Source organism: Geomonas ferrireducens (genome assembly GCF_004917065.1).
Lineage (GTDB): Bacteria > Desulfobacterota > Desulfuromonadia > Geobacterales > Geobacteraceae > Geomonas > Geomonas ferrireducens.
The window spans coordinates 1,649,465-1,673,386 of record NZ_SSYA01000001.1 but is presented as its reverse complement, the minus strand read 5'-3'; the positions used below and the strand labels follow the sequence as shown (position 1 = coordinate 1,673,386).

21 protein-coding genes are annotated in these 23,922 nt (G+C 60.7%); 16 read left to right on the top strand and 5 right to left on the bottom strand.

Features of this window, described 5'->3' with window-relative positions; translation table 11 throughout:
- Positions 1-26: 26 nt before the first annotated feature.
- From thyX to E8L22_RS07260, 5 genes are all read right to left on the bottom strand, one after another.
- Positions 27-716, bottom strand: coding sequence for an FAD-dependent thymidylate synthase (thyX, locus tag E8L22_RS07280; RefSeq protein WP_136524522.1), 690 nt, complete (start codon positions 714-716; stop codon positions 27-29).
- Positions 717-828: 112 nt separating this feature from the next.
- The gene (rpmE, locus tag E8L22_RS07275; RefSeq protein ID WP_136514963.1) at positions 829-1,032 is read right to left on the bottom strand and encodes a 50S ribosomal protein L31; all 204 of its coding nucleotides are present in this window, start codon (positions 1,030-1,032) and stop codon (positions 829-831) included.
- Between the two features lie 101 nt (positions 1,033-1,133).
- The gene (gene rho / locus E8L22_RS07270; protein WP_135869296.1) at positions 1,134-2,381 is read right to left on the bottom strand and encodes a transcription termination factor Rho; all 1,248 of its coding nucleotides are present in this window, start codon (positions 2,379-2,381) and stop codon (positions 1,134-1,136) included.
- A gap of 360 nt (positions 2,382-2,741) precedes the next feature.
- On the bottom strand, positions 2,742-3,164 hold the full coding sequence (locus E8L22_RS07265; RefSeq protein ID WP_136524521.1) for a peptide chain release factor family protein: 423 nt from the start codon (positions 3,162-3,164) through the stop codon (positions 2,742-2,744).
- 208 nt (positions 3,165-3,372) lie between these two features.
- Positions 3,373-4,083 (bottom strand): cytidylate kinase-like family protein, encoded by a 711-nt coding sequence (locus tag E8L22_RS07260; protein ID WP_136524520.1) that lies wholly within the window; start codon positions 4,081-4,083, stop codon positions 3,373-3,375.
- 148 nt (positions 4,084-4,231) lie between these two features.
- Here E8L22_RS07260 and E8L22_RS07255 point away from each other — a divergent pair, with 148 nt between their 5' ends.
- The 16 genes from E8L22_RS07255 to E8L22_RS07180 all read left to right on the top strand — a co-directional run bounded on the left by E8L22_RS07255 (position 4,232) and on the right by E8L22_RS07180 (position 23,922).
- Positions 4,232-5,101, top strand: coding sequence for an EamA family transporter (locus tag E8L22_RS07255; protein WP_246044569.1), 870 nt, complete (start codon positions 4,232-4,234; stop codon positions 5,099-5,101).
- Between the two features lie 297 nt (positions 5,102-5,398).
- Complete coding sequence (locus E8L22_RS07250; protein WP_136524519.1) at positions 5,399-7,195, top strand: tetratricopeptide repeat protein; 1,797 nt, start codon at positions 5,399-5,401, stop codon at positions 7,193-7,195.
- A 156-nt stretch (positions 7,196-7,351) separates the two neighbouring features.
- On the top strand, positions 7,352-8,545 hold the full coding sequence (locus E8L22_RS07245) for a tetratricopeptide repeat protein (RefSeq protein ID WP_136524518.1): 1,194 nt from the start codon (positions 7,352-7,354) through the stop codon (positions 8,543-8,545).
- A 230-nt stretch (positions 8,546-8,775) separates the two neighbouring features.
- Positions 8,776-9,555: a glucose-1-phosphate cytidylyltransferase gene (gene rfbF / locus E8L22_RS07240; protein WP_136524517.1), complete on the top strand. Its 780-nt coding sequence runs from the start codon at positions 8,776-8,778 to the stop codon at positions 9,553-9,555.
- Positions 9,552-10,631 (top strand): CDP-glucose 4,6-dehydratase, encoded by a 1,080-nt coding sequence (gene rfbG / locus E8L22_RS07235; protein WP_136524516.1) that lies wholly within the window; start codon positions 9,552-9,554, stop codon positions 10,629-10,631. Before rfbF ends, rfbG begins: the two co-directional genes overlap by 4 nt.
- A complete protein-coding gene (rfbC, locus tag E8L22_RS07230) occupies positions 10,628-11,179 on the top strand; it encodes a dTDP-4-dehydrorhamnose 3,5-epimerase (RefSeq protein ID WP_136524515.1) in 552 nt (183 codons plus the stop codon). The genes rfbG and rfbC overlap by 4 nt, the downstream gene beginning before the upstream one ends.
- Complete coding sequence (locus E8L22_RS07225; protein WP_136524514.1) at positions 11,176-12,414, top strand: class I SAM-dependent methyltransferase; 1,239 nt, start codon at positions 11,176-11,178, stop codon at positions 12,412-12,414. The genes rfbC and E8L22_RS07225 overlap by 4 nt, the downstream gene beginning before the upstream one ends.
- On the top strand, positions 12,411-13,262 hold the full coding sequence (locus E8L22_RS07220) for an NAD-dependent epimerase/dehydratase family protein (RefSeq protein ID WP_136524513.1): 852 nt from the start codon (positions 12,411-12,413) through the stop codon (positions 13,260-13,262). The genes E8L22_RS07225 and E8L22_RS07220 overlap by 4 nt, the downstream gene beginning before the upstream one ends.
- Positions 13,259-14,284: a radical SAM/SPASM domain-containing protein gene (locus E8L22_RS07215; protein WP_136524512.1), complete on the top strand. Its 1,026-nt coding sequence runs from the start codon at positions 13,259-13,261 to the stop codon at positions 14,282-14,284. Before E8L22_RS07220 ends, E8L22_RS07215 begins: the two co-directional genes overlap by 4 nt.
- Complete coding sequence (locus E8L22_RS07210; protein ID WP_136524511.1) at positions 14,281-15,567, top strand: glycosyltransferase family 4 protein; 1,287 nt, start codon at positions 14,281-14,283, stop codon at positions 15,565-15,567. Before E8L22_RS07215 ends, E8L22_RS07210 begins: the two co-directional genes overlap by 4 nt.
- Complete coding sequence (locus E8L22_RS07205) at positions 15,537-16,766, top strand: FkbM family methyltransferase (RefSeq protein ID WP_136524510.1); 1,230 nt, start codon at positions 15,537-15,539, stop codon at positions 16,764-16,766. Before E8L22_RS07210 ends, E8L22_RS07205 begins: the two co-directional genes overlap by 31 nt.
- A gap of 1 nt (position 16,767) precedes the next feature.
- A complete protein-coding gene (locus E8L22_RS07200; protein WP_136524509.1) occupies positions 16,768-17,808 on the top strand; it encodes a radical SAM/SPASM domain-containing protein in 1,041 nt (346 codons plus the stop codon).
- A gap of 127 nt (positions 17,809-17,935) precedes the next feature.
- On the top strand, positions 17,936-18,970 hold the full coding sequence (locus tag E8L22_RS07195; protein WP_162604790.1) for a class I SAM-dependent methyltransferase: 1,035 nt from the start codon (positions 17,936-17,938) through the stop codon (positions 18,968-18,970).
- Between the two features lie 14 nt (positions 18,971-18,984).
- Positions 18,985-20,085 carry an FkbM family methyltransferase gene (locus E8L22_RS07190; protein WP_136524507.1) on the top strand — a complete coding sequence of 367 codons (1,101 nt, stop codon included), beginning with the start codon at positions 18,985-18,987 and terminating at the stop codon, positions 20,083-20,085.
- Between the two features lie 82 nt (positions 20,086-20,167).
- A complete protein-coding gene (locus tag E8L22_RS07185; protein WP_136524506.1) occupies positions 20,168-20,962 on the top strand; it encodes a cephalosporin hydroxylase family protein in 795 nt (264 codons plus the stop codon).
- A 77-nt stretch (positions 20,963-21,039) separates the two neighbouring features.
- Complete coding sequence (locus tag E8L22_RS07180; protein WP_136524505.1) at positions 21,040-23,922, top strand: glycosyltransferase; 2,883 nt, start codon at positions 21,040-21,042, stop codon at positions 23,920-23,922.

Below are 23,922 nucleotides of genomic sequence, written 5' to 3'. Positions count from 1 at the left end.
ACCTCGTGTGTTGAAACGAAGGAAAACTACATTTCCCGGAAAAACTCTCTGACTTTTGCCATCTTCCCGCAGCACATGGCGCCTTCGGGGCAGGGACCGCCGAGGCAACCTGGACCGGCCTTCTCGAAGACGGTCGGCGCCACCGGCTTCACCAGCCGGAGCATCTCGATCGCCATGGCACGGATCTCCCACTGCGCCCTTTCACAGCAGCGCACCGCGAAGAAGTGCAGAAGCTCCCTGGCGTTCATGGTGATGATGATCTTGGTTTCGGTTGCGTTCGGGAGCAGGTAACGCGCATCCTCAGCCGGAACGCCCGCCTCTACCAGCGCGGCATAGGCAGCATGCACCGCGGCCACCTGCGCTTCGAAAAGTCTCAGGTGCTCCGGGTTGCCGGCGATGGAATCGGGGGTAACGACCGCGAAACGCTCCTTGTGGGAGACGTAGCGCTGGGACTGCTGAGAAAAGGAGGCTACCCGGTGCCGCACCAGCTGATGGCTGGTGACGCGCGAGATCCCGTCCACGCCGAAGGTGAACGAGGCGTGCTCCAGCACCGACTGGTGCCCAAGCGACATGATCTTGTCCAGGAATTTTTTTACGTCAGCGCCGGAAAGCTTCTCCTTGAGCGCCTCGATATCTGCCGACGAATAGCAGAGTCGGGCCGCCAAGGCGATGGTCAACTCGGGCTCGGGGGTGTGTTGCAGAAGGGCAACCTTCATGAAGATCCTTCAAAAGACAACAGGTTGTGCAATCGTGTCATAGAAAACGAAACAAGGGGATTTCGCCATGTGACAAAATCCCCTCCGAACGGATTCGCAAACGCGAAAGCATCTACTTCTCCAGGTTGTATCTCCTGCGGAAGCGCTCGACGCGGCCGGCGGTGTCGATCAGCTTCTGCTTGCCGGTGTAGAACGGATGGCACTGCGAGCAAATCTCGGTGCTGATCTCCGCTTTGGTGGAACGGGTCTGAAACTCGTTACCGCACAGGCACTTCACGGTAATTTCTTCGTACTTGGGGTGGATCCCTTCTTTCATTATCTTCCTCCTCGCGGGGACGCACCCCGTTATCTAGCTTGATAGGTATTGCCGGAAAGTAGCCATAAATAGCACCTCCCCCGCAAAATTTCAACAATTTTTTACTTGCTCATGGAATCGAGGAAGGCCTGGTTCGTCTTGGTCCCCTGCAGCTTGGAGATCAGGAACTCCATGGAATCGACCACGTTCATCGGGTGGAGCACCTTCCTGAGGATCCAGATCCGGTTCAGGGATGCCTGCGGGATGAGGAGTTCTTCCTTCCTGGTCCCCGACTTGTTGATGTCGATCGCGGGGAAGGTCCTCTTCTCGACGAGCTTCCTGTCCAGATGGAGTTCCATGTTACCGGTACCCTTGAACTCCTCGAAGATGACCTCGTCCATCTTGGAGCCGGTATCGACCAGGGCGGTGGCGATGATGGTGAGCGAGCCCCCTTCCTCGATGTTGCGCGCGGCTCCGAAGAAGCGCTTCGGCTTGTGCAGTGCGTTCGAGTCGACACCACCGGAGAGGATCTTGCCGGACGGCGGGATCACGGTGTTGTAGGCGCGTGCCAGACGGGTGATCGAGTCGAGCAGGATGACGACGTCGCGCTTGTGCTCGACGAGGCGCTTCGCCTTCTCGATGACCATCTCGGCGACCTGGATGTGACGGGAGGCCGGCTCGTCGAAGGTGGAGGAGATGACCTCGCCCTTAACGGAGCGCTGCATGTCGGTAACCTCTTCCGGACGCTCGTCGATCAAGAGAACGATCAGGAACACCTCGGGGTGGTTCAACGCGATGGAGTTTGCGATGTTCTGGATGAGCATCGTCTTGCCGGTGCGCGGCGGAGCGACGATGAGCCCCCTCTGCCCCTTGCCGATCGGCGCGACCAGTTCCATCACGCGGCTCGACATGTTGTCCGGGGTGGTCTCGAGGATGAGCTTCTCTTCCGGGTAGAGCGGGGTCAGGTTGTCGAAGAGGATCTTGTCGCGGGCGACCTCGGGAGACTCGTGGTTGACGGTCTCGACCTTGAGGAGCGCGAAGTAGCGCTCGCCTTCCTTCGGCGGCCTGATCTGACCGGCAACGGTGTCGCCGGTGTGCAGGTTGAAGCGGCGGATCTGGGACGGCGAAACGTAGATGTCGTCCGGACCCGGCAGGTAGTTGTAATCCGGCGCCCTCAGGAAACCGAACCCGTCAGGCAGGGTCTCGAGGACCCCCTCGCCGAAGATCATGCCGTTCTTCTCGGTCTGGGCGTTGAGGATGGCGAAGATCAGGTCCTGCTTCCTGAGACTCGAAGCCCCCTCGATGTTCAACGCCTTGGCAATGGCCGTGAGATCGTTGATTTTCTTTTCTTTAAGTTCCTGTAGGTTCATCTGTTCTCCTGATGTGACGCAAATATAGAGCTAGCGGCGTTCGCCTGAATGGAAAGCACGGGGATGTCGCACCGAAACGGCATGGATGTACATGCGGGGTGTGCCTGATGAGCGCTAACGTGTAAAGGATCTGTGAATTATTAACCCTGGTTTACTCTAGAGGTGTCGAGCCGGTTCGGTATGAGAAAGTTTGGGGTATTTAAGATGTCTGCTAAAGGTCTTATTGAGGATAATGGAAATTTATACCCTTGTCCTCATAACCTTGTCAACTTTATTTTTAGAAGCTTTACGGGGGAAATCAGACGCACCGGGCAAGAAACAACAGCGTGTTCTGTGACCTATAAGCCGGTCAATATATTGTCACAGATCCTGACCGGTTGCCGCATCGTCCCCGTTTTCCGGCTCCATCTCCTCTTCATCTGCAGCAACGGTGCCATATTTTACGGTGCCGCGACGCTTTCTGCGCGACTTCTGTCGTTTCAGCTTTTCCGCCGCCAATTCCTTCTTGGTCTTGCCACCACCGGCCCCTTCCAGCTTCTCCAAAAGCAGACGCCGGGCCAGGAAGCGGTTCAGCGACTGGCTGCGCGACTCCATGCATTTGACCTCGATGCCGGTGGGGAGATGTTTTATATACACGCACGAGGAACTCTTGTTCACGTGCTGCCCGCCACGCCCGGAAGCGTGCACGAAGCGCTCTTCCAGATCCTTCTCGGCGACCCCGAGCTGTTCCATCTTTTCCCTGAGCCAGCGGTTTTTCTCCTCGCTCACCGCGAAATCGGCCATCTTGCATCCTTTCCAATGTTCATCGAAGAGTGTCGGGAGGAGGTAGTCATTGCCCCGCCCCCCATGCGGGAGGGGAAGATCGGAATGCCGGTTCTCCCAGGAATGCGTCGAAGACCTTCGAAGCGGGGCCATGATAGCGTTCGATACCGAGGAAGTCAAAGACGGGGTGTCGGGTACGGCGTCAAGACTGGCTGGGGTGGGCGGAAGTTTAGCGGCCGGACGGCGGCAGCACCACGTCGGCCATCAGGGTGGCGATCTGCGTCGCCGTGAACCGGTTGTTGTTGAAGATGAGATGATAGAGGGTCGGATCGGTTATGTCCCGCCCGAGGAAATCCTTCAGGAAGGCATCGCGCTGGCGCTGTTTATCCCGGACCTTGTCCTGGGCCTCGTCCGCGGAAATGCCGCAGCGGGCGGCGACCGATTTCACCTTGAAGCTCATCGGGGCGACGATCCGGAAGTGGTAACAGTTGCCGGTGTCCTGGGTGAGGATCGAGGCACCCCGCCCCACGAGGATCACGTTACCTTCGGTGGCTAGGGCCAGGATCTGGCGGCAGAGCAGGCGGTAATAGTCCTTGTCGCTCCTCCAGCGCTGCGAGAAGGTCGAGAGCATGTCGTCGAGGAAGCGGTTCTTCATCCCCAGGTTCTCCAGGATCTCCTGGTTGAGGTTATGGTCCTTCGCCACCGCATCGAGCAGGGCGCGGTCCATCACCAGCCAGGGCTTGCCGCTGCGGCTCTCCAAAAGCGCTTGCAGCCTTTCCGCCACCGGATACCCTTCGCAGCCGAACTCGCGGGTGATGGTGACCGTCGGGTTGCGCCGCTCCACGTCCACGAAGCCGTGCTCATGCAGGTTTCTCCGGCCCACCTCCATTAGCCCGCGCAGCCTCTGCTCGATGGAAGGGATCAAAATGCTCTTGGACATGGCACCCTCCTGTACAGGTTAATTCCCCGGCCCCACATGTCTAATTAGGCCCCTTTTTGCGCGACAGTCAACCGCTCGGCGACATTCTTTCCCGCGCATACGCGGGGTTACTGCTGCAGCGCCGCTTTTTTCCGTTATCATTTCCGACATGATGCCCCTATGGTTTCCTCTCACCGTGATCTCCGCTTTCTTTCTCGCCACCAGCGATGCGACGACGAAGCGCGCCCTCGAGGGGCGCAATGAGTACCTGGTTACCTGGCTGCGCATCGTCCCCACCTTGCCGCTCTTTCTGATTCCGCTCCCCTTCATCCCGGTGCCGAAAATCGGTGATGACTTCTATTTCTGCGTCTTCACTGCGCTACCGCTGGAAACCATCGCCATCATCCTTTACACCAAAGCACTCAAGCTCTCGCCGCTGTCGCTCACCCTGCCGCTTCTGTCGCTTACGCCGCTGCTCCTTTTGGTGGTGCCGTTTCTGCTCTTAGGCGAACGGATCTCCCCCATGGGGGGTGCCGGGATCCTCCTCATCGCGCTTGGGGGCTACCTGCTGAAATCGGGCCGGGGGGAGAGCGGGCTCCTCGCCCCCCTGAAAGCGATCGCGCGGGAAAAGGGCGCCCTCTGCATGCTCGGCGTCGCGGCGATCTACAGCGTCACCTCGACGCTCGGCAAGCGCGGCATCGCCGCCTCCTCTCCCCTTTTCTTTGCCGCGGTCTACCTGCCGCTCCTGGTTCTTGCCGTCACCCCGATCGCCCTTTACAAGGCGCGCGGCGAACTGGGGCAGGCCACGCGCAACGGCACGGTGAAGTCCGCCCTGCTCCCCGGCGTCTGCTACGCGCTGCAGGCTCTCACCCACGTCTACGCGGTCAACCTGACCAACGTGGCCTACATGATCGCGGTCAAACGCCTGAGTCTTCTCTTCGGCGTCCTGTACGGCCATTACCTGTTCAGGGAACGCGGCGGCATCGTCCCCACCCTCATCATGCTTGCCGGCGTCTTCCTCATCGTGCTCGGCGGATGATCGGTCGCCCGCAACAGCATCCCCGCGAGCCGTCGGGAAATTGACATAACCGCAGCATGGAATCTTTTCAAAATGTTGACGGAGATGTCACCGGTGCCCACCGCTCTTACATGCCCGCCTTCTGCCGGGCGCGTGAAGCCGCGCTCCGCCTTCCCCCCCGAGTCTTATAGCCCGGCCACCGAACGCTCCTGCCTCTGGCATGGCAGTTGCTTTCGATCATCCTGATCAGCCTCGCCCGCTCCCCGACGGAGATCCGAAGCGGGCACGCTGTCGACCAAATCGTAAATGGAGATACTCATGAGCCAGCTAGTTACCCGCCCGAACGGCGGCCCGGTCGCCGTGGTTGAGAACGGCACGCTCGTTTCAGCCATCGTCGTCACCCGCAACCGCGAATCCCACCTCAGGGAGTGCCTTAGCGGACTTATGGAGCAGAGCATCGCCGACAGGATGGAGGTCATCCTGGTGGACCAGGGCTCCGACGAATGCGAATGGGCCGTGGCGGCTGACCTGCAAAAGCGGTACGGGAACCTCATCACGCTCAAGGTCCCCGCCGCATCAGCGGTTAAAGCGGTGAACATGGCGCTCAAGATGGCGTCAGGCAGGTACCTCACCATCCTGGACGCCACCGACCGCATGAGGCGCGACGCCTACGAGCAGTTGGCCGCGGCGCTGGAAACGAACCCGACCGCGATGCTCGCCTACGGCGATACCTGCTTTACCGCCATCCCCCACGAAAATTTCGCCAACCATACAAGCTACGGCAAGGTGATCTGGCCTGACTACACGGTGCAGCAGCTCTCCCAGCTCTCCGAGGTGGCACCGCACCCGCTCTGGCGCAGGGAGCTCAATGACAGCATCGGTTTTATCCCGGAGGGGTACCCGAACCACGGCATGCGCGAGTTCCTGCTGAAGACGGTGGAGCGCTTCCGCATCCAGCACATCGAAGCGTTCACCGGGCTTAAGCTGATCGCCGCGAGCGGCCAGGCCGTCCAGTCCGAGCCCCGCGCGACCGCGATGCCGGCACAGGAGCAATTCTCCTCGCAGCCCTTCCAGGGCTTCGAAATAGCGCCCGAACCGCAGGCGGCACAACCTGCTCCAGCTCCGCTCAGCGCGGACGAGGCGTACGCGAACCTGAAGCCGCTTGTTTCCGGGGGCGACATGGAAAAGGCGGAAAGGACGCTCAGGGAGCACCTGCTGCGCTACCCGAACCACGCGGTGGCACACAACGATCTGGCGGCGGTAAGCTACCAGCTCGGCAATTGCGAGCAGGCTCTCAAGCACTACCGAGAGGCGGTCCGTCTGCAGCCGGACGAGGACGTCTACCTGAAGAACCTGGCCGACCTCCTCTACGTCGAGACCGATGCAGTCGATGAGGCGATCTCCATCTACCTTAGACTCCTCGAGAAGTCCCCGCGTGACGTCGAGACCCTGCTGAACCTCGGCATCATCTGCGAGGGCGTGGGGCAGCCGACCGAGGCGGAGTCCTTCCTGCAAAGGGTGCTCGAGATCGAGCCGTGGAACCAGGCGGCACGCGAGCGTCTGAAAGCGCTCAAGGAAGCCGCGGCCGCACCGGCGCAAGCAAGCGTGACTTCAGCGGCACCCGCCCCGGCATGCGTGGATGACGAACTGACCGCGGAAGAACTCTACGATCTCTCGCAGGAGATGGTGCAAAGCGGCGACCGTTCAGGCGCCGAGACCAAACTGCGCAGGCTTATCGAGCTATACCCCGACTTCGCCCCGGCGCACAACGACCTGGCCGTGCTCGCCCACGAGCATGGGGACAGTGAGACCGCCCGCATCCACTATGAAAAGGCGGCGCAGCTGAGGCCGGGCAACGGCACCTTCAGGAAGAACCTCGCCGACTTCTACTTCGTGGAGGGGTACGACGTGGACGGCGCCATCACGATCTACCTGGAAGAACTCGAAAAAGAACCCAAAAACATAGAGACGCTGATGGGCCTCGGCAGGATATGCACCATGCTGGACCGTCCCGAGGAGGCCGAGGCCTTCTTCGGCAAGGTGATCAACCTGGAGCCATGGAACCGCGAGGCCCGCGAGAGCCTCAATTCCCTGAAGCAGGCAGTGAACGGATAGAACCGAGAAGACGTTCAACGTTAAGCGTTCAACGTTTATAACCAACACCTAGTGGTCGGGCCCCGTCTTACTCGGGACGGGGCAACTTTTTATTAAAGTTTCGCCCGGCTTGCGCCGATACGTTACGCGGCTGACAAGCCCAAGGCGGAGGACGTTATGGCAACGAAAACAGCATGGGACTACCTGAGCGACATGTTCGACACGCTGACTTCTCAGGACACCATGAGGGCACAGGCGGCTAACAGCGCCATGGCTTCCGGTGCAACCTTCTTCCAGAAGAAGGACTACACCCGCGCGGCCAACGAGTTCAAACGCGCCATCTCCCTCGACCCGACCACTGCGCAGCCATACAACCTCCTCGCCAACTCCTACCTGGCCCAGAGCAAGTACGACGAGGCGATCAAGACCTACAAAAGCTCCCTCTCTATCGACCCTACCCAGGACTCGGTGCACACCAACCTGGGAAACATCTACCTGCAGCAGAAGAAGTACAACCTGGCGGAGAAGGAGTTCAAGGAAGCGGCGCGCCTGAACCCCAGCGACACCCTCGCACCCTACACCCTGGGACAGCTCTACCTGCAGACCGACCGCCTGAGCGAAGCCGAAGCGCAGTTCAAGAAGGTCTCCAAGATGGCCCCCAACGACCCCAACCCCTACTACAGCCTGGGTGCCACCTACAACAGGGAAGGAAAGTACGCCGAGGCGGTGAAGGAACTGACCAAGGCAGTGAAGATCCGGCCGAAGATGGCGGCGGCCCACTTCGAGCTCGGCGTCGCCTACTCCGAACTCGGCGACAGCACCAATGCCCAGCAGGAGGTCACGACGCTGACCAACCTGGACGCGTCCCAGGGGGCGCTTTTGAAGGCGACCATCGCCCAGCCGCAGATGGTCGCAGGGGGGGGAGGCGAGACCGACACCTTCTTCCCGGCGCTCCAGGCCGGCACCTCGCTTCTCGGCCTTCTCGGGGTCGATGCCGCCACCGGACAGCCGCTCCAGTCAAAGGCCTTCAGCCTCACCTTCTATTTCGATTCGGCGATGGATGCGCAGTCGGTGCAGGATACGAGCAACTGGACCATCACGAAGGCGACGGGCGGCGCCGCCGGTTACTACAACAACCTGCTGCCGGTGCTCCCGACCGAGGCGTACATCCCGCAGAACCCGATAAGCGTGGTCTACAACCCGGAGAAGCAATCCGCCACCGTCACCTTCCTACTGAGCCAGAACTCCACCAACAACGCGACCATCGACCCGTCCCACATGGTCTTCAAGTTCTCCGGTACCGACGCCCGCGGCAAGATCATGGACCCGACCGCGGACCAGTTCGACGGCGCGGCAGAGACTCCCTTCTAAATACGCCGACCTAAGACACCGGCAACAGTTGCGGGGGCTACGCCCCCGCGCGAAGCCGCTTCATTTTTTTGACACCCACCGCCAAATCCCATCCCGCTTAAGCCATTTTCACCACCTGACATACGGCACGATAGTTGCTATCCCTCATGACAGCCCGTAACAAGAGCCCGCGCCGCCAGTGAGTGAAGGCGTTCGTGCGCGCGGCCAATCCTCACCACGAAAGGTACGTTATGAAGGTAGTCATTTTTGCAGGCGGAATGGGGACCAGGATTTCGGAGGAATCATGTCTCAAGCCTAAGCCGATGATCGAAATCGGGGAAAAGCCGATCCTGTGGCACATCATGAAGGTCTTCGAAGCCCAGGGGATCAACGAGTTCATCATCTGTCTCGGCTACAAGGGGTACATGATCAAAGAGTACTTCATGAACTACTACGTCTACAATTCCGACGTCACCTTCAACCTGAAGACCAACAGCTTCGAGATCCACCAGACCAACACGGAGAAGTTCCGGGTCACACTGGTCGAGACCGGGCTGAACACCCAGACCGCGGGACGACTCAAGCGGGTTGAGGAGTACGTGGGGAAAGAGGAGTTCATCCTGACCTACGGTGACGGATTGGCGGACGTGAGCATCGACAAGCTGCTCTCATTCCACCACGCGCACGGCAAGATCGCCACCGTGACGGCGGTCCAGCCGGCCGGGCGTTTTGGCCTGCTCGGCATGGACGACGCAAACTACGTCTCCAGCTTCAAGGAGAAACCGATCGGCGACGGCGGATGGATCAACGGCGGCTTCTTCGTGCTGCGCCCGGAGGTATTCTCCTATCTCCCCCCCGATTCGGATCAGAAAATGTGGGAGCAGGATCCGCTGGAGGGGCTCTCCAGAGACAACCAGCTTATGGCATACAAGCACCACGGTTTCTGGAAGTGCATGGACGCCATGAGGGACAAGGAAGACCTGAACCACCTCTGGAGTTCCGGGCAGGCGGCCTGGAAAATTTGGCAATGACCGACTTCGTGGGGATCTACCAGGGCAAGAAGGTCCTGCTGACCGGGCATACCGGCTTCAAGGGGAGCTGGCTTGCCATGTGGCTTCTATCGCTGGGAGCGCGCGTGGTAGGAGTCGCCCTCCCACCGGACACCTCCCCCAGTCATTGGGACCTCCTCGCTCTGGATATACCGGAACACCGTGTCGATATCCGGGACAGCGCCAAGCTCGGCGTAATCCTTAGGAGAGAAAATCCGGACATCGTCTTCCACCTCGCGGCACAGCCGCTGGTGCGACGCTCCTACCGGGAGCCGCTGGATACCTGGTCGACGAACGTGATGGGGACGGCAAACCTGCTGGAGGCCTGCCGCCATTGCGACGCGCTGCGCGCCGCGGTCATCGTGACGACCGACAAGGTATACAAAAACAGGGAACAGGACCGCGGCTACCACGAGGACGAGACGCTAGGCGGGCACGACCCGTACAGCGCCTCGAAGGCGGCATGCGAACTGGTTGCGGCGAGCTACCGGAGCGCATTCTTCCACTCCCCCGGCGCACCGTTGATCGCTACCGCCCGCGCCGGCAATGTGATCGGCGGAGGAGACTGGTGCGAGGATCGCCTGATCCCCGACTTGATCCGCGCCATGACCGGCGGCTCCACCCTCACCATACGTTCACCGCAATCCACCCGTCCCTGGCAACACGTTTTGGAATGCCTAAGCGGATACCTGCTGGTCGGGCAGATGCTCTTGGAAGGGCACAGCCGGCATGCCTGTGCCTGGAACTTTGGTCCGGAACGGGAGAGCGCGGTTACCGTCGGCGAGGTGCTCGTCCGTTTGAAGAAGCGGTGGCCGGAGCTTGCCTGGCAGACGACGGACAGCGCCCAGCCGCATGAGGCGGCGCTCTTGTCGCTGGACAGCGGCAAGGCGAAAAAAGAGCTCGGCTGGCGCCCGGTATGGGCGCTGGAAGACGCCCTCGACGCGACGGCCGAGTGGTACCGCGCCTACCTGAACGGCGGGCACGTCGAGAGCCACAGCCAGCTCGCAGCCTATGTCACCGCGGCCAGACGCGGCGGCGCAGTATGGGGGGGCGCGTGAGGATAGAAGAGACGGCTTTACCGGGGGTGCTGGTGGTGGCTTCGGAGAGGTTTTCCGACGTCCGCGGCAGCTTCGCCCGCTTGTACTGCGAGGAGGAACTTTCCGCCGTCATCGGGCAGCGTCGCATAATCCAGATCAACCACTCCCTGACGCGCGAGAAGGGTACGGTACGGGGAATGCACTTCCAGCTCCCCCCGCACGCGGAAATGAAACTGGTTCGCTGCCTCAAGGGGCGGGTCTGGGACGTGGCCGTCGACATCAGGGCCGGCTCTCCCACCTTCCTGCAATGGTGTGCGCAGGAACTCACCCCGGAGAACGGCAGGATGCTCGTGATCCCGGAAGGTTGTGCGCATGGGTTCCAGGCCCTTGAGCCGGACAGCGAACTACTATACCTGCATACCGCCTCCTACCATCCGGAGGCTGAGGGAGCGCTGCGCCACGACGATCCGCGGCTTGCCATACCATGGCCCGTACCGGTTACCGCCCTCTCGGAGCGTGACCGCGACCACCGCCCCCTTACTCCAGACTTCACCGGGATACTGCTATGAATTGCCGATTTTGCGACGCGCAGCTTACACAAGTCTTTCTAGACCTTGGGTTCGCCCCCCCATCAAACGATTACCTGGCTCCTGCCGACCTGCAGTCCCCGGAGAGGTACTTCCCCCTCAGGCTGTTCATCTGCGACAGCTGTTTTCTGGTCCAGACGGAAGATTACTCCAAGGCAGACGAACTGTTCCGGCATGATTACGCCTACTTCTCATCGGTCTCCAGCAGTTGGCTCGAACACGCCGGCCGCTACGCCACCATGATCACGGAACGGCTTCGGCTCGACGGCAGCAGCTTCGTCATGGAGATCGCATCCAACGACGGATACCTGCTGAAGAATTTCGTGAACGCAGGCATCCCGTGCCTTGGGATCGAGCCGACCGCCGGGACGGCTGAGGCCGCCAGGGTGCTGGGGGTACCTGTCCTGCAAGAGTTCTTCGGGGAGGCTTTAGCGGCAAGTCTAGCCAGTGAAGGCAGGAAGGCCGACCTCATCATCGGCAACAACGTTTTCGCCCATGTGCCGCAGTTGAACGACTTCGCTGCCGGACTCAAGATCGCGCTCAAAGAAAGGGGGGTGGTGACGCTGGAGTTCCCGCACCTGATGCAGCTTATCGACAACAACCAGTTCGATACCGTCTACCACGAACACTATTCCTACTTCTCCTTCCACTGTGCGCAGCAGATCCTGGCCCGGCAGGGGCTCACGGTCTTCGACGTGGAAGAGCTCCCCACCCACGGCGGCTCACTGAGGGTCTACGCAAGGCACGCCGAGGACGACAGCAGGCCGATTGCGCCGCGCGTCGATGAGCTCAAAAGGAAGGAACGGGCAGCCGGCATGCTGGACTTAGGCTACTACAGCCGTTTTCAGCAAAGGGCGGAACGGGTGAAGGACGAACTCCTAGGCTTCCTGCTGGCGAGAAAGGCCGAGGGAAAGACGGTCGCGGCCTACGGTGCCGCCGCCAAGGGAAACACCCTCCTCAACTTCTGCGGCATCAAGAAGGACCTGATCCCGTTCGTGGTCGACGCATCACCGTACAAGCAGGGGAAACTCCTTCCCGGAAGCCACATCCCGGTCGTCTCCGAGGAGGTGCTGCGGGTGGCGAGACCGGATTACTTGCTGATCCTCCCCTGGAACATCAAGGTGGAGATCGTGCAGCAGTTGGAGTACGCCCGCCAGTGGGGCACGCGGTTTTTGGTAGCCATCCCGTCCCTTGAGTTCTGTGAGGCGGGACGATGAGAAAGAGGGTAGCGGTCACCGGTGCAAGCGGCTTCGTGGGGAGACACGTCCTAGCGGAATTCGCCCGAATCGGCACCGAGGTAGTCGCAGTGACACGCAACGGCGGCTCCCTGCGAGACCTTCCAGCCACTATGAGGGTGGTGGAGATGGACATCGAATCTTCAGGCGACGGCTGCTTCGACAGGCTGGGAAGACCGGACGTGCTGCTGCACCTCGCCTGGGGGGGGCTGCCTAACTACGACTCGATGCGGCACTTCGAATGTGAGCTCCCCAGACAGTACCGTTTTTTGAAGAAGCTGGTCATGGAAGGTCTCCCTTCGCTGCTTGTTACCGGCACCTGCCTGGAATACGGGATGCAGTCGGGCCCGCTATCGGAAGAGAATGCCGTCTCCCCGGCGACCCCTTACGCCCTCGCCAAGGATGCCCTGCGCCGACAACTGGAGTTTTTAAGAAAGGCCCGCCCGTTCGACCTCACTTGGGCCCGCCTTTTTTACATGTACGGCAAGGGGCAGCCGGAGACTTCGCTCTACCCCGCATTCAGCAAGGCGCTGGAACGCGGCGACTCCGCGTTCAACATGTCTGGGGGAGAGCAGTTGAGGGATTATCTACCCGCAGCCGAGGTCGCACGACTGATCGTGCAGCTGGCACTGGAAGGAAATGGCCTAGGGACGGTTAACGTCTGTTCAGGCAGACCGGTATCCGTGCGGGGGGTGGTGGAAAAGTGGCTGGACGAGGAGAAAAGCTGCATGCAGCTCAACCTTGGGCATTACCCATACCCTGACTACGAGCCGATGGCGTTTTGGGGTAACACGGCGAAACTGCAATCGTTTTTAAGGAGCATCACATGAAGGCAGCGATCAAACCCCGCATAGACATGGTCAACAGGACCCGCCTGGAAACGGTCATCCCCCTGAAGACCCCTTTCATCATAAACGTCGACCCGTCGGACGCCTGCAACTTCCAGTGCAAGTTCTGCCCTACGGGCGACAGGGCGTTGATGAAGGCCACCCCGGGAAGGGTCCACGGGGTGATGGACTTCGACCTTTACCGGAAAATCATCGACGACATCTGCCAGTTCGAGGAGCCGGTCAGGGTGCTCCGGCTGTACAAGGACGGCGAGCCGCTGATGCATCCCCGGTTCGCCGAGATGATCAGGTACGCGAAAAAGAGCAACTGCTGCCAAAGGATAGACACCACCACCAACGCCTCTTTGCTCACACCAGAGAAGAACCTTGAGATCATCGACGCGGGGCTCGACAGGATCAACATCTCGATCGAGGGGATCAACGCCGAGCAGTACAAGGACTTTTCCGGGGTCCGCATAGAATTCGAGGAGCTGGTTGAAAACATACGCCACCTGTACCAGAACAGGCGCCAGTGCGAGATGATCGTGAAAATCAACGGTGACACGCTCACCGAAGCTGACAAAAACAGGTTCTACGAGCTATTCGGCGACATAGCTGATGGCGTGTACATCGAGCACATCATGTCCTGCTGGCCCGAATTTGAGCTAAACGGCGTGGATATCAACCAGGAGGTCGGCATCTACGGACAGCAGATCAAAGAGGTACTGGTCTGCCCCTACGTTTTTTACTCTTTCTCGATCAACTCCGACGGATCCGCCAGCACCTGCTTTCTCGACTGGGCCAGGAAACTCAGCATCGGCGATGTCAAAAGGCAGAGCGTAAAGGAGATTTGGGACGGCGATGCGCTGTTCGAGTACCAGAAGGCGTTTCTTTCCATGAAACGCAAGGGGCTCGACGTCTGTGCCAATTGCGGACAGCTCTCACACGGCATGCCTGACAACCTCGATCCATACGCGACGGAGCTCCTTGAAAAGCTGGTTGCATCGCGACGGGGACGGCCATGATCAAGGTACTGCACCTAACGGCCCATCTAGGCGGAGGGGTCGGCAAGGCACTGAGCGGGCTGGCCATGCAGGCGGCCTCGTCCGGCTCCGACGTGCGGCATACCATCGTCACCTTCGAGCAGCAGGAAAAATCGCAGTTCGCGGAACTGGTGGAGCAGTCCGGCAGCGAACTGATCGTCTGCCCACCTACGGAGCGGTTGCATGTGCTGATCGGAGAAAGCGACGTCGTCCAGTTGGAGTGGTGGAACCACCCGGCAACCATGGCGGCGCTCTGCGGCGCCCCCCTTCCCCCGATGAGGCTCCTGGTCTGGAGCCATGTCTCCGGGCTTTTCAACCCGATCCTCCCGGAGGGGCTCCTACTCGCCGCTCACAAATTCCTGTTCACATCCGCCTGCTCATTCCAGGCAAAAGAGGTAAGAGGGCTCCCCAGCGAGGTGGCTCAGCGGATCGGAGTCGTTTCCAGCTGCGCCGGTTTCCAAGGGTTCCCCTCCCCCACTCTCGCAGACGCCGACGCGACCGTTGCCGGGTACCTGGGAAGCCTGAACTTCGCCAAGCTCCATCCGGACTACGTGGATTTCCTCGAGGAGGTGAAGATCCCGGGTTTCAGCGTCAGGCTGATCGGAGACCTCGCCAACAAAGAAACCCTGGAACGGCAATGCGCGCAACGAGGCAACCCCGGGCTGTTGGAATTCAGGGGGTACACAAGCGACGTCGCCTCTGAACTCGCATCCCTCAACGTGCTCGCCTACCTGCTGAATCCGCAACATTACGGCACCACAGAAAACGCGCTTCTCGAGGCGATGTCGATGGGGGTAGTTCCGGTGGTGCTCGACAACCCGGCTGAGTGCCTCATCGTGGAACACGAAAAGACCGGGCTGGTGGTGGGTTCAAAGAAAGAATTCGCCGCCGCCATGCACCGACTGGCAAAGAACCCCGGTGAACGTAGGGCCATGGGGTTGCGGGCCGCGGAGTCGGTCAGGCGGAAATTCAGCGCGGCCGGAATGGAGGCGTCCCTCAATGCGCACTACCGGGAATGCATTTCCCTTGAGAAGCGCGCCTTCTCGTTCACCGACATCTTCGGGGCCGCCCCCTCAGACTGGTTCCTCTCCTGCCAGGGTTCCCCCGGACTGTTCTCCCTCCCCGGCACTACCGGCGAACCCGGGAGATACTCCAAATTCGGCCTCTTTGAGCAGACCAAGGGGACCGTTTTCCACTTCCGCAAGTATTTCCCTGACGACGAGAGGCTCAACCAATGGTCCAAGAAACTGCTTTCGTTGCAGTGACATACGAGGGTGCCCCCGGTGCGCTGGAGGCAAAGCTGCTGCTGCAGGACATCCTCGCGCAGCAACCGGCCCGGCCTGCATCGCCACTTGACAAGCCGCTTGTCCTTTACGGTGCCGGGCAACTCGGCAGGATGGCGAAAGAGTTCTTCAGCAGCGTGGGAGTTCCAGTCCTTTTCGTCGTTGACGCCGATGCAGCCCGCCACCGCGACGACCCTTTCTGGCAGGGGACCAGCATCGTCAGCCCCGGCGAAGTCCCCGACCGGTACAAGCAGGATGCCCTGCTTGCGGTCTGCATCGCCACCCTCCCCTACCTGCCGCTTCGTGACGAGCTGGCGGGGAGCGGCTGGCGCGACGTGGCCCCCTTCTACGATCTGACGGAACCCTTCCGCGCCGTGCACCCCCTGGGGAACGGCTGGTTTGCCGGAGTGCAGCGGCCATGCGACGGCGCCCGCATGGAAAAGGTGCTGGATGGGTGGTCGGACGACATCTCCCGCGCCCATTACCTGCAGTTCATCGCCTGGCGATACCTGCGACAGGAGTGGACTTTCGAGGGTTGCCCGGTGAACGCGACGGACCGGTACTTCATCCCGCCAGTCGCCTCCGTCCTTAACGATCACGAGGTCCTGCTCGACCTGGGCGCCTATCACGGCAACACCACACTGAGGTTCCTCAGGGAAGTCGGCCAGAGGTTCTCCTCGATCTGGGTCGTGGAGCCGGACCCGGAGAACCTTGCCGTTTTGCGCAGGAACCTGGCACCGCTTCCCCGGATGATTTCGGAAGGCATCCGGATCGTTCAAGGCGCGGTGGGGGCAGGCTCCGGAAAGGACACCTTCTTCCCCGGCTTGGGGTACGCCTCCCAGATCTCGGAGCTTGGTCCCGCGCAGGTCGCGGTGCAGGCCGTAGACGACATGGGCATCGAGGCGAGCTTCATCAAGCTGCACCTGGAGGGGGGCGAACTGGAAGCCCTAAAGGGTGCGGCGCGGACCATCCGGCGGCACCGCCCCATCATCGTGGTGACCACCTACCACAACCACCTGGGCCTTTGGAAGTTGCCGCAATGGCTCATGGAGCTTGTCCCCGATTACCGGTTTTACCTGCGCCTCCATAGCTGGTGCGGCACCGGTTCGGTCATGTACTGCGTCCCCTGCGAACGCCAACCGGTAAGTCAAGCCGCGCACCGCCGGCACCTGGAGAGATGACATGAAGGCCAAGAACATTTCCAAGCTGAACCTCGATAACCGCACGCCGCTGCAGGACGTGATCCCGCTGGAGACCCCATTCCTGCTGTACGTGGACCCTTCCAGTGCCTGCAACTTCCGTTGCCGGTTCTGCCCCTCCGGGCATCAAGACCTCATCGCCGGATCGACATACAAGCGGGGCACCATGAGCTTCGAACTCTTCACCAAGGTGATCGCGGACCTGCAAGAGTTCGACAGGCCTATCAAGGTTCTGCGCATGAACAAGATCGGGGAGCCATTCCTGAACCGCAAGCTCCCCCAGATGGTCTCCCTCGCGAAGCGAAGCGGGAGGGTCGAGTACGTAGACCTCGCCACCAACGGCTCCCTTTTCACCGTGGAGTCGCTCGCCGAGATCATCGATGCGGGACTGGACCGGATGAACATCTCGCTTGAGGGGGTCAACAGGTCGCAGTACCTGGAGCACGCCGGGACCGACATCGACTTCGAAGCTCTGGTCGCAAAACTGAGGTGGCTCCACACCCACAAGGGCGATTGTGAAATCACCATCAAGGTTCCGGGGAACTACCTCAGCGAGGGGGATAAAAAGGAGTTCCTTTCTGCCTTCGGCGACTGCTGCGACCGCATATTCGTCGAGGATCTGGCCCCCATCTGGCCCGGCTTCGATGTGGAGGAGCGAGCACGCACGAAGGTGGCAGCGGAGAAGGGACAATACCAGCAGCCGCTGGAGCAAAAAGACGTCTGCACCTACATCTTTTACGCAGCCGCGGTGAATGCGGATGGGACGGTAAGCGCGTGCTGCCCGGATTGGGACCAGCAGTTGATAGTGGGGGACGTCCGGGAAGAGTCGCTGAAGAAAATCTGGACTTCCCCGGCCTTTAACGCCCTACGTCGGCAACACCTGGAGGGACTACGCGGCGCCAATACCGTCTGCAGTCGCTGCGGTCACATAAAGTACGCTCAGGTCGACAACATAGACCCATACCGCGAGGTCCTTCTGGAAAAACTGCAACAGTTGGAGGAACACACAGGCCATGCGAGATAACGCCACTGCCTCTCCCTGCCCCGCGTGCGGAGCACGCTCCAATTTTCTGACGGCATGGCCGTTCAGCGGGCTCAACGTGTCGATATTTGACTACACCGCCAGTTTTTTTGACTGCCCCCAGTGCGGCATGTCATTTATCGCCAACATTTCCGACGACGTACTCAAGGGATTTTACGAAACGGAATGCTGTTATTTCGAGAGCGCACACTTCGACATCTCCGCCCCGGAAAACCTGCAAAAGTACCGGTATTACCGGGACATCCTGGTTCGGGCCGGGCTCTCGGACACGCCGGTCATCGACGTCGGCTGCGGCCGCGGCGGGTTCCTGCTCTGGTTGACGGGAAACGGCTGGCAGGGTGACTGCATAGGAGTCGATATCGACCTCAAGAGCATTCCGGCGACACCGGCGGAGAGCGGGAGGAAGCGGGTGGTCGCCTTCCAGGAGGGAAGGGCGGTGGACCTTCCATTCCAGGCCGCAACCCGGTCTCTGCTCTGCTACTTCCACGTCCTCGAGCATATCCGGGGGGTGGATGCCGTGCTGGAGGAGGCTGCCCGCGTGCTTGAGGACGGAGGACACATCATGATCGAGGTTCCGGATGCGGAGCGTTACGGGGATTTCCCTATCGGAACCGCTTTCTGGATCGGCATCAGGGAACACGTGAACCATTTCTCTCCAAAGGCCGTCTGCGTCGCGCTGCAGAGGCAAGGTTTCGAGGTGGTGAGCGTCGAACGAGCGATGGTGCCGACCCCCGAGTTCAGTTACCCGTCCCTGGTAGTGCTGGCGCGTAAAGGCGGCTCTGGCGGCACTGAGTTCCGAAGCAGCGGGGAAATCGCCTCCTTCATAACGGGATCGCAGCAGGGACTGAAGAATCAGGCCGGGACGGTGCGCGCCATCGCAGCCGAGCACGGTGCCATCACCTTCTGGGGCTGTTCGGCCGAGCTGTTCAGCCTGCTGCCGCTGATCGGTGACCTCCGTTTTTCCATCTGCGACTCCAGCGGCATCAAGCAGCAGTGCCGTTACCGGAAGAGCAGGATCATGGGCCCGAGCGAAGTCCCCAAAGAGGGGGCGCTGGTCATAGCACCCTACCTCCATGGCGACGCCATCGAGAAAGCAGCCCTCGAGTTAGGCTGGCCCGAGGGCGCCATATACCGCTTACGCTGAATCAAGGAGGAAGCATGCAGCAAGGAAGACTTCCGTACACGACAGAGGAGATCAACCGGCTGGTCGAGCAACTGACGCCGGCGGTTTCCCGCGCCGACGCCGACAACGAACGGGGCGTGGCAATCTACGGGGCCGGTTTCGTCGGCACCTGGGCGGCCCGTCACCTCGTGGCACAGGGGGCGAAGATAAACCACTTCATCGACCGTGACCCGCTTAAAGCCGGCGGCACCATAGAAGGGATCAGGGTCGTCGCCCCGACAGACCCCGCAGTAGCCTCCAACACCACCGTGTACATAGCGGCGCGGCATGTCGTCAGAGAGGTGACCGAAGCCATGTCGGGACACGGCTTCAACCTGGTTTCCCTCGACGGCTACTACGTGGTCAAAAATTACCTGCGCCTTGCGGCGGTCCGGGACACCTACCTCGGGGATGAGCGGTCCGTCGAGACCTTCAACGCCCTGTTGTACGCCATGCTGACCGGCACGACACGCAGTTGCCTGGACGTCATGGAGAAGGACATGTACTTTTCGCTGCCTCAGTTCAGCGGGACCTTCGATGAGACCTTTGTCGACGCCGGCGCGTTCGTAGGCGACACGGTGGAGCGTTTCATATGGGAAAACATGGGGACGTTCAGGCACATCTACGCCTTCGAACCGGGACAACGGCAGTTCGCCGCGCTCACCCATCGGATGCAAAGGCTCGCGGCAGAATGGGCCTTCCCTGAAGACTCGGTGACCATGGTCAGAGCGGGCCTTGCATCCCAAAACGGCAGCATGGGCTTTTCCTACCTGAACGATTCCCCAATCCGTCACGGTCTTACCAGCGACACGGAATCAGGAAGCGTGGAGGTGGTGACCCTCGACGGTTTCCTGGACGGCAGGGCGGTCTCTTTTATCAAGGCGGACGTAGAAGGGATGGAAATGGACCTCCTTAGGGGGGCCAGGGAAACCATCCGCCGACACAGGCCTAAAATGGCCTTATGCGTCTACCATTACCCGAGCGACCTGCATGAGGTGGCGGAATTCGTGAGAAGCCTGGTCCCCGAGTACAAATTCACCCTGCGACTGCATGCGCCGCTCTTCGGCGATTTTGTCCTGTACTGTCACCTCGATTGACGGACATCCGACGCCATCGGCGTAACGACAGCGAAGACCGGCAAACACGCATCCCCCACACGGAAACCACAAGGAGCCGCGCATGACGAATGAGCATCTGGACAAATACAGGCAGGACCTGCAGGAGAGGGTCAGGCTTTATGACGGCAACGAGGAACTCAAGGCCGCGTCAAAGCATTTCTTCGATGAGATAGGGATCGGCAAGGCAAACTACGTCTATAACTTCTTCTGCCTGGGAGTCCCCATCATCCAGATCCCCCAGGACCTGCAGGCCATGCAGGAAATGGTCTGGGAGGCGAAACCGGACCTCATCATAGAAACCGGCATCGCATGGGGGGGGACCCTGGTGCACAGCGCGGCGATGCTCGCGGTTTTGGAGGCATGCGACGTCATTAAAAACGGTCATGTGCTCGGCATAGACATCGACATCCGTCCGCACAACAAGCAGTCGCTGCTGGCCCACCCGCTTGCCAAGAAGATCACCATGCTGGAGGGGTCGAGCATCGACGAAAAGATAATCGGTGAGGTGAAGGCGTTCGCGGCCAAGTTCCAGAGGGTCATGGTCTTTTTGGACAGCAATCACACCCACGACCACGTCCTGGCCGAGCTCGAGGCCTACGCCCCGCTGGTCAGCAAGGGTAGCTACTGCATGGTGGGGGATACGGTGATAGAGGACGCCCCCGAAGAGATGTCTTCCGCCCGCCCCTGGGGCAAGGGAAACAACCCGAAGACGGCGGTTTGGGAGTATCTGCGCATATTGCATGAGGAGGGACGCCGGGCCGGCGACGGCGCACCGCTTTTGCTGGAACCGGACAAGATCCTGGAACACAAGATCGCCCTCACCGGATCACCGGACGGGTTCCTGAAGAGGATCTGAAGCTGCGGTACGGGGTGGCGCCCCGCCTGGGACTGACTTTTACCGCTCACGACGAAGCGACCTATGGGGACTTGAAAATGACGCTGAAAAACCCGGTGCTCACCATCAACATGATCGTGTGCAATGAAGAGAAGCATATGGAGAAGGCGGTGCAGTCCCTGCTGGGACAGACCTATGCCGGCTTCACCCTGCTGATAGTCGACAACGGCTCCACCGATACCACAGGAGCCATCGCCGACAGTTTTGCCGCGCGAGACCCGCGGGTAAAGGTGCTGCACGTGGAGCGGAACGATCCCCTTATCAGCTTCAAGCTGATGGACGACATCACCTCCAAATACTACATGTTCGCGGCGGGACACGATTTCTACGCGCCGCAATTCATCGAGAGATGTATCGGTGCACTGGACGCTGACCCCGAGGTGGTCCTCGCCTATCCCCGTTCCTGCTGGTTCAAGGGCGAGACCGTTCTGGACGAGATTCCCGGGGCCATCGACACGCGCGGCATGGGGGTCTTCTCCCGGGCCATGGTGATTTCCTACGGGCTGGTCGAGGCATACCAGTTCTATGGGATCTATCGGCTGGAGGCCTTCAAGAAGATCAATAGACACAAGGTCATAGGGGCGGACCACCTGCTCCTGACCGAGCTTGCCATTCACGGCTATTTCGCCCTGGTTAACGAGAGGCTTTTTTTCCTGAGAAAGGCCGACGACTGGGGCGACACCGAGGTATATCGCAAGAAGCACGTGCCGGATGAGACCGACGGGGTGGAGGTGTTCCTGAAGATGGCGCGAGCATACATGAGCCTTGCCGAGTCCAGGGACGACTCCGCCGATCAGACGCTGTTCAAGATGGCGTTCTTCACCATGAGCCTGCTGCGCTACCGCGGCATCATGGAGATGTTCGGCACCTCCATGGAGGCATTTTTCGCCCGGCAGCAGGCGCAGGAACTCCTTGCCGGCATGAAGGAAATGGTTAGCCTCATCGAGCAGGACCTGCATGGAGAATGCTCTCCGAAGGGGGCGGACAATGTACGCCTGCCGGAGAAAAAGAAGGTGCGCATCGCCGGTGAGGGGGTGCTCGGTCAGGACCTGACCCAGATCCAGGAATCTTCCGAATTCGAGGAACAGTTGAAAGAGCTGGTGACGAGGGTCCGCCCCGCCTCGATCATCGAGACCGGCACCTACCTTGGGACCGGCACCACGAGGATTATCGCGTCGGCCCTGCGCAAGGCGGGGCTCTTCGAGACGAAGTTCTACACCATCGAGTGCAACCCAAAACATTACCAGCAGGCGGTGGGCAACCTCGCCAAAAGCGGCCTCGCCCCGTTCGTCACCACCCTCCTCGGCCTTTCCGTTCCCCGCGCCTTGCTGCCGGACATGGCCCGCATCGAGGAAGAAACGGTGAAAAACGTCGAAGGGGACGGCATCTTCGTCGACCACCAGGAAGAAAACCGCGCCGCGTTCTACTACGGGGAAACGAACTTCAGCGAGGTGAGCGACGACCTGCTGGGGCAGTGCCTGGAGCGGCTCGACTATACCCCATCCATCGTGCTCCTCGACAGCGGCGGGCACCTTGGAAACGTGGAATTCAACTACGTGGTCGGCAAGCTCAAGGGCGAGTGCTACGTGGTGCTGGACGACGTCTACCACGTAAAGCACCACAAGAGCTTCCAGCAGATCAAGGAGGACCCGCGCTTCACCGTCATCACCTCCTCGCAGGAGAAGTTCGGCTTCTGCATGGCCCACTTCGATCCGAAAAAAGGGGCCGCCCCGGCACCCGAGCCGCGCAACATCCTTTTCGTCCGCAGCGACTCGATCGGGGACAGCATCCTCGCCATGACCACATTGAAACCGATCAAGGAGCGCTTTCCCCAGGCAAGGTTGACCGTACTCTGCCAGAAGCATGTGGCTCCGCTGTACCAGTCATGCCCTTACTGCGACGACGTCGTCACCGTGGACACCGCCCGGGCCCTCGAAGACGAGGCCTACCGCGAGGAGTTGCGCACAAAGCTCCATGGCGCCGGGTTCGACCTCTGCCTGAACGGCACCTACTCCCGCAACATCCTGAGCGACTTCCTCTGCTTCGCCTCCGGCGCACCGGCGACGGTAGCCCTGGAGAGTGACCTCAGCAACATGAGCCAAGAGGACCGCAATTCCGGTAACAACGTGTACTCCACGCTGGTCCCGAGCCCGGGCCGGCACAAGCCGGAACTGGAGCGCCACCGCGACCTGCTCAAAGGGATCGGCATCGACGCGGCCGAGCCGCTCACCCCCAAGCTCTGGCTCTCCCCCGAGGATTTCCAGGCCGGAGACCGCCTGCTCAAGGAAGCCGGGTTCGCCCCGGAAAAGACCGTGGTCCTCTTCGCGGGGGCCCAGTACCCGATCCGCAATTACCGCCGTTTCGGGGAGGCGATACGCGAGGTCTGCCGCGCCCAGGGTTTGTCGGTGCTGGCACTGGGCGTGGAGTCCGACCGCGACATGAACCGGGTCAACCTCGATGCACTGAGCGCCGCCGGCGTGCCGACTCTCGACCTTAGCGGCTCCTTGAAGCTGCGGGAGAGCGCGGCCCTGATCAGCCGCTGCAGGATCGCCATCGGCACCGAAACCGGTCTCGCCCACATCGCCTGCGCGGTCGGAACCACCAACGTCATCCTCTTGGGCGGCGGGCACTTCGGCCGCTTCATGCCCTACAGCGGGCTCACCTCGATCGCCTGCCTTCCGCTTGAGTGCTACGACTGCAACTGGCAGTGCCCTTACCAAACGCCGCACTGCATCACGGACATCGACCTGCGGGTGCTGCAGGAGGCCTTTGTCGCCTCGCTTAGGGAAGGGTCGGACAAGCCGCGCATGTTCGTAGAGGGGCACGCCTTGTACCGCTCTTCGGAGGGGATGCCGCACTGGGGACTGTTCAACCATCTGGTGCCTTACCAACACGTCGACATCATTCCGGTGAGCGAGTAG

Excerpts from the sequence above, each read along its gene's own strand:
- thyX (WP_136524522.1), bottom strand. The coding sequence starts at position 716 with ATGAAGGTTGCCCTTCTGCAACACACCCCCGAGCCCGAGTTGACCATC.
- rpmE (WP_136514963.1), bottom strand. The coding sequence starts at position 1,032 with ATGAAAGAAGGGATCCACCCCAAGTACGAAGAAATTACCGTGAAGTGC.
- rho (WP_135869296.1), bottom strand. The coding sequence starts at position 2,381 with ATGAACCTACAGGAACTTAAAGAAAAGAAAATCAACGATCTCACGGCC.
- E8L22_RS07265 (WP_136524521.1), bottom strand. The coding sequence starts at position 3,164 with ATGGCCGATTTCGCGGTGAGCGAGGAGAAAAACCGCTGGCTCAGGGAA.
- E8L22_RS07260 (WP_136524520.1), bottom strand. The coding sequence starts at position 4,083 with ATGTCCAAGAGCATTTTGATCCCTTCCATCGAGCAGAGGCTGCGCGGG.
- E8L22_RS07255 (WP_246044569.1), top strand. The coding sequence starts at position 4,232 with ATGATGCCCCTATGGTTTCCTCTCACCGTGATCTCCGCTTTCTTTCTC.
- E8L22_RS07250 (WP_136524519.1), top strand. The coding sequence starts at position 5,399 with ATGAGCCAGCTAGTTACCCGCCCGAACGGCGGCCCGGTCGCCGTGGTT.
- E8L22_RS07245 (WP_136524518.1), top strand. The coding sequence starts at position 7,352 with ATGGCAACGAAAACAGCATGGGACTACCTGAGCGACATGTTCGACACG.
- rfbF (WP_136524517.1), top strand. The coding sequence starts at position 8,776 with ATGAAGGTAGTCATTTTTGCAGGCGGAATGGGGACCAGGATTTCGGAG.
- rfbG (WP_136524516.1), top strand. The coding sequence starts at position 9,552 with ATGACCGACTTCGTGGGGATCTACCAGGGCAAGAAGGTCCTGCTGACC.
- E8L22_RS07225 (WP_136524514.1), top strand. The coding sequence starts at position 11,176 with ATGAATTGCCGATTTTGCGACGCGCAGCTTACACAAGTCTTTCTAGAC.
- E8L22_RS07220 (WP_136524513.1), top strand. The coding sequence starts at position 12,411 with ATGAGAAAGAGGGTAGCGGTCACCGGTGCAAGCGGCTTCGTGGGGAGA.
- E8L22_RS07215 (WP_136524512.1), top strand. The coding sequence starts at position 13,259 with ATGAAGGCAGCGATCAAACCCCGCATAGACATGGTCAACAGGACCCGC.
- E8L22_RS07210 (WP_136524511.1), top strand. The coding sequence starts at position 14,281 with ATGATCAAGGTACTGCACCTAACGGCCCATCTAGGCGGAGGGGTCGGC.
- E8L22_RS07205 (WP_136524510.1), top strand. The coding sequence starts at position 15,537 with ATGGTCCAAGAAACTGCTTTCGTTGCAGTGACATACGAGGGTGCCCCC.
- E8L22_RS07200 (WP_136524509.1), top strand. The coding sequence starts at position 16,768 with ATGAAGGCCAAGAACATTTCCAAGCTGAACCTCGATAACCGCACGCCG.
- E8L22_RS07195 (WP_162604790.1), top strand. The coding sequence starts at position 17,936 with ATGTCATTTATCGCCAACATTTCCGACGACGTACTCAAGGGATTTTAC.
- E8L22_RS07190 (WP_136524507.1), top strand. The coding sequence starts at position 18,985 with ATGCAGCAAGGAAGACTTCCGTACACGACAGAGGAGATCAACCGGCTG.
- E8L22_RS07185 (WP_136524506.1), top strand. The coding sequence starts at position 20,168 with ATGACGAATGAGCATCTGGACAAATACAGGCAGGACCTGCAGGAGAGG.
- E8L22_RS07180 (WP_136524505.1), top strand. The coding sequence starts at position 21,040 with ATGACGCTGAAAAACCCGGTGCTCACCATCAACATGATCGTGTGCAAT.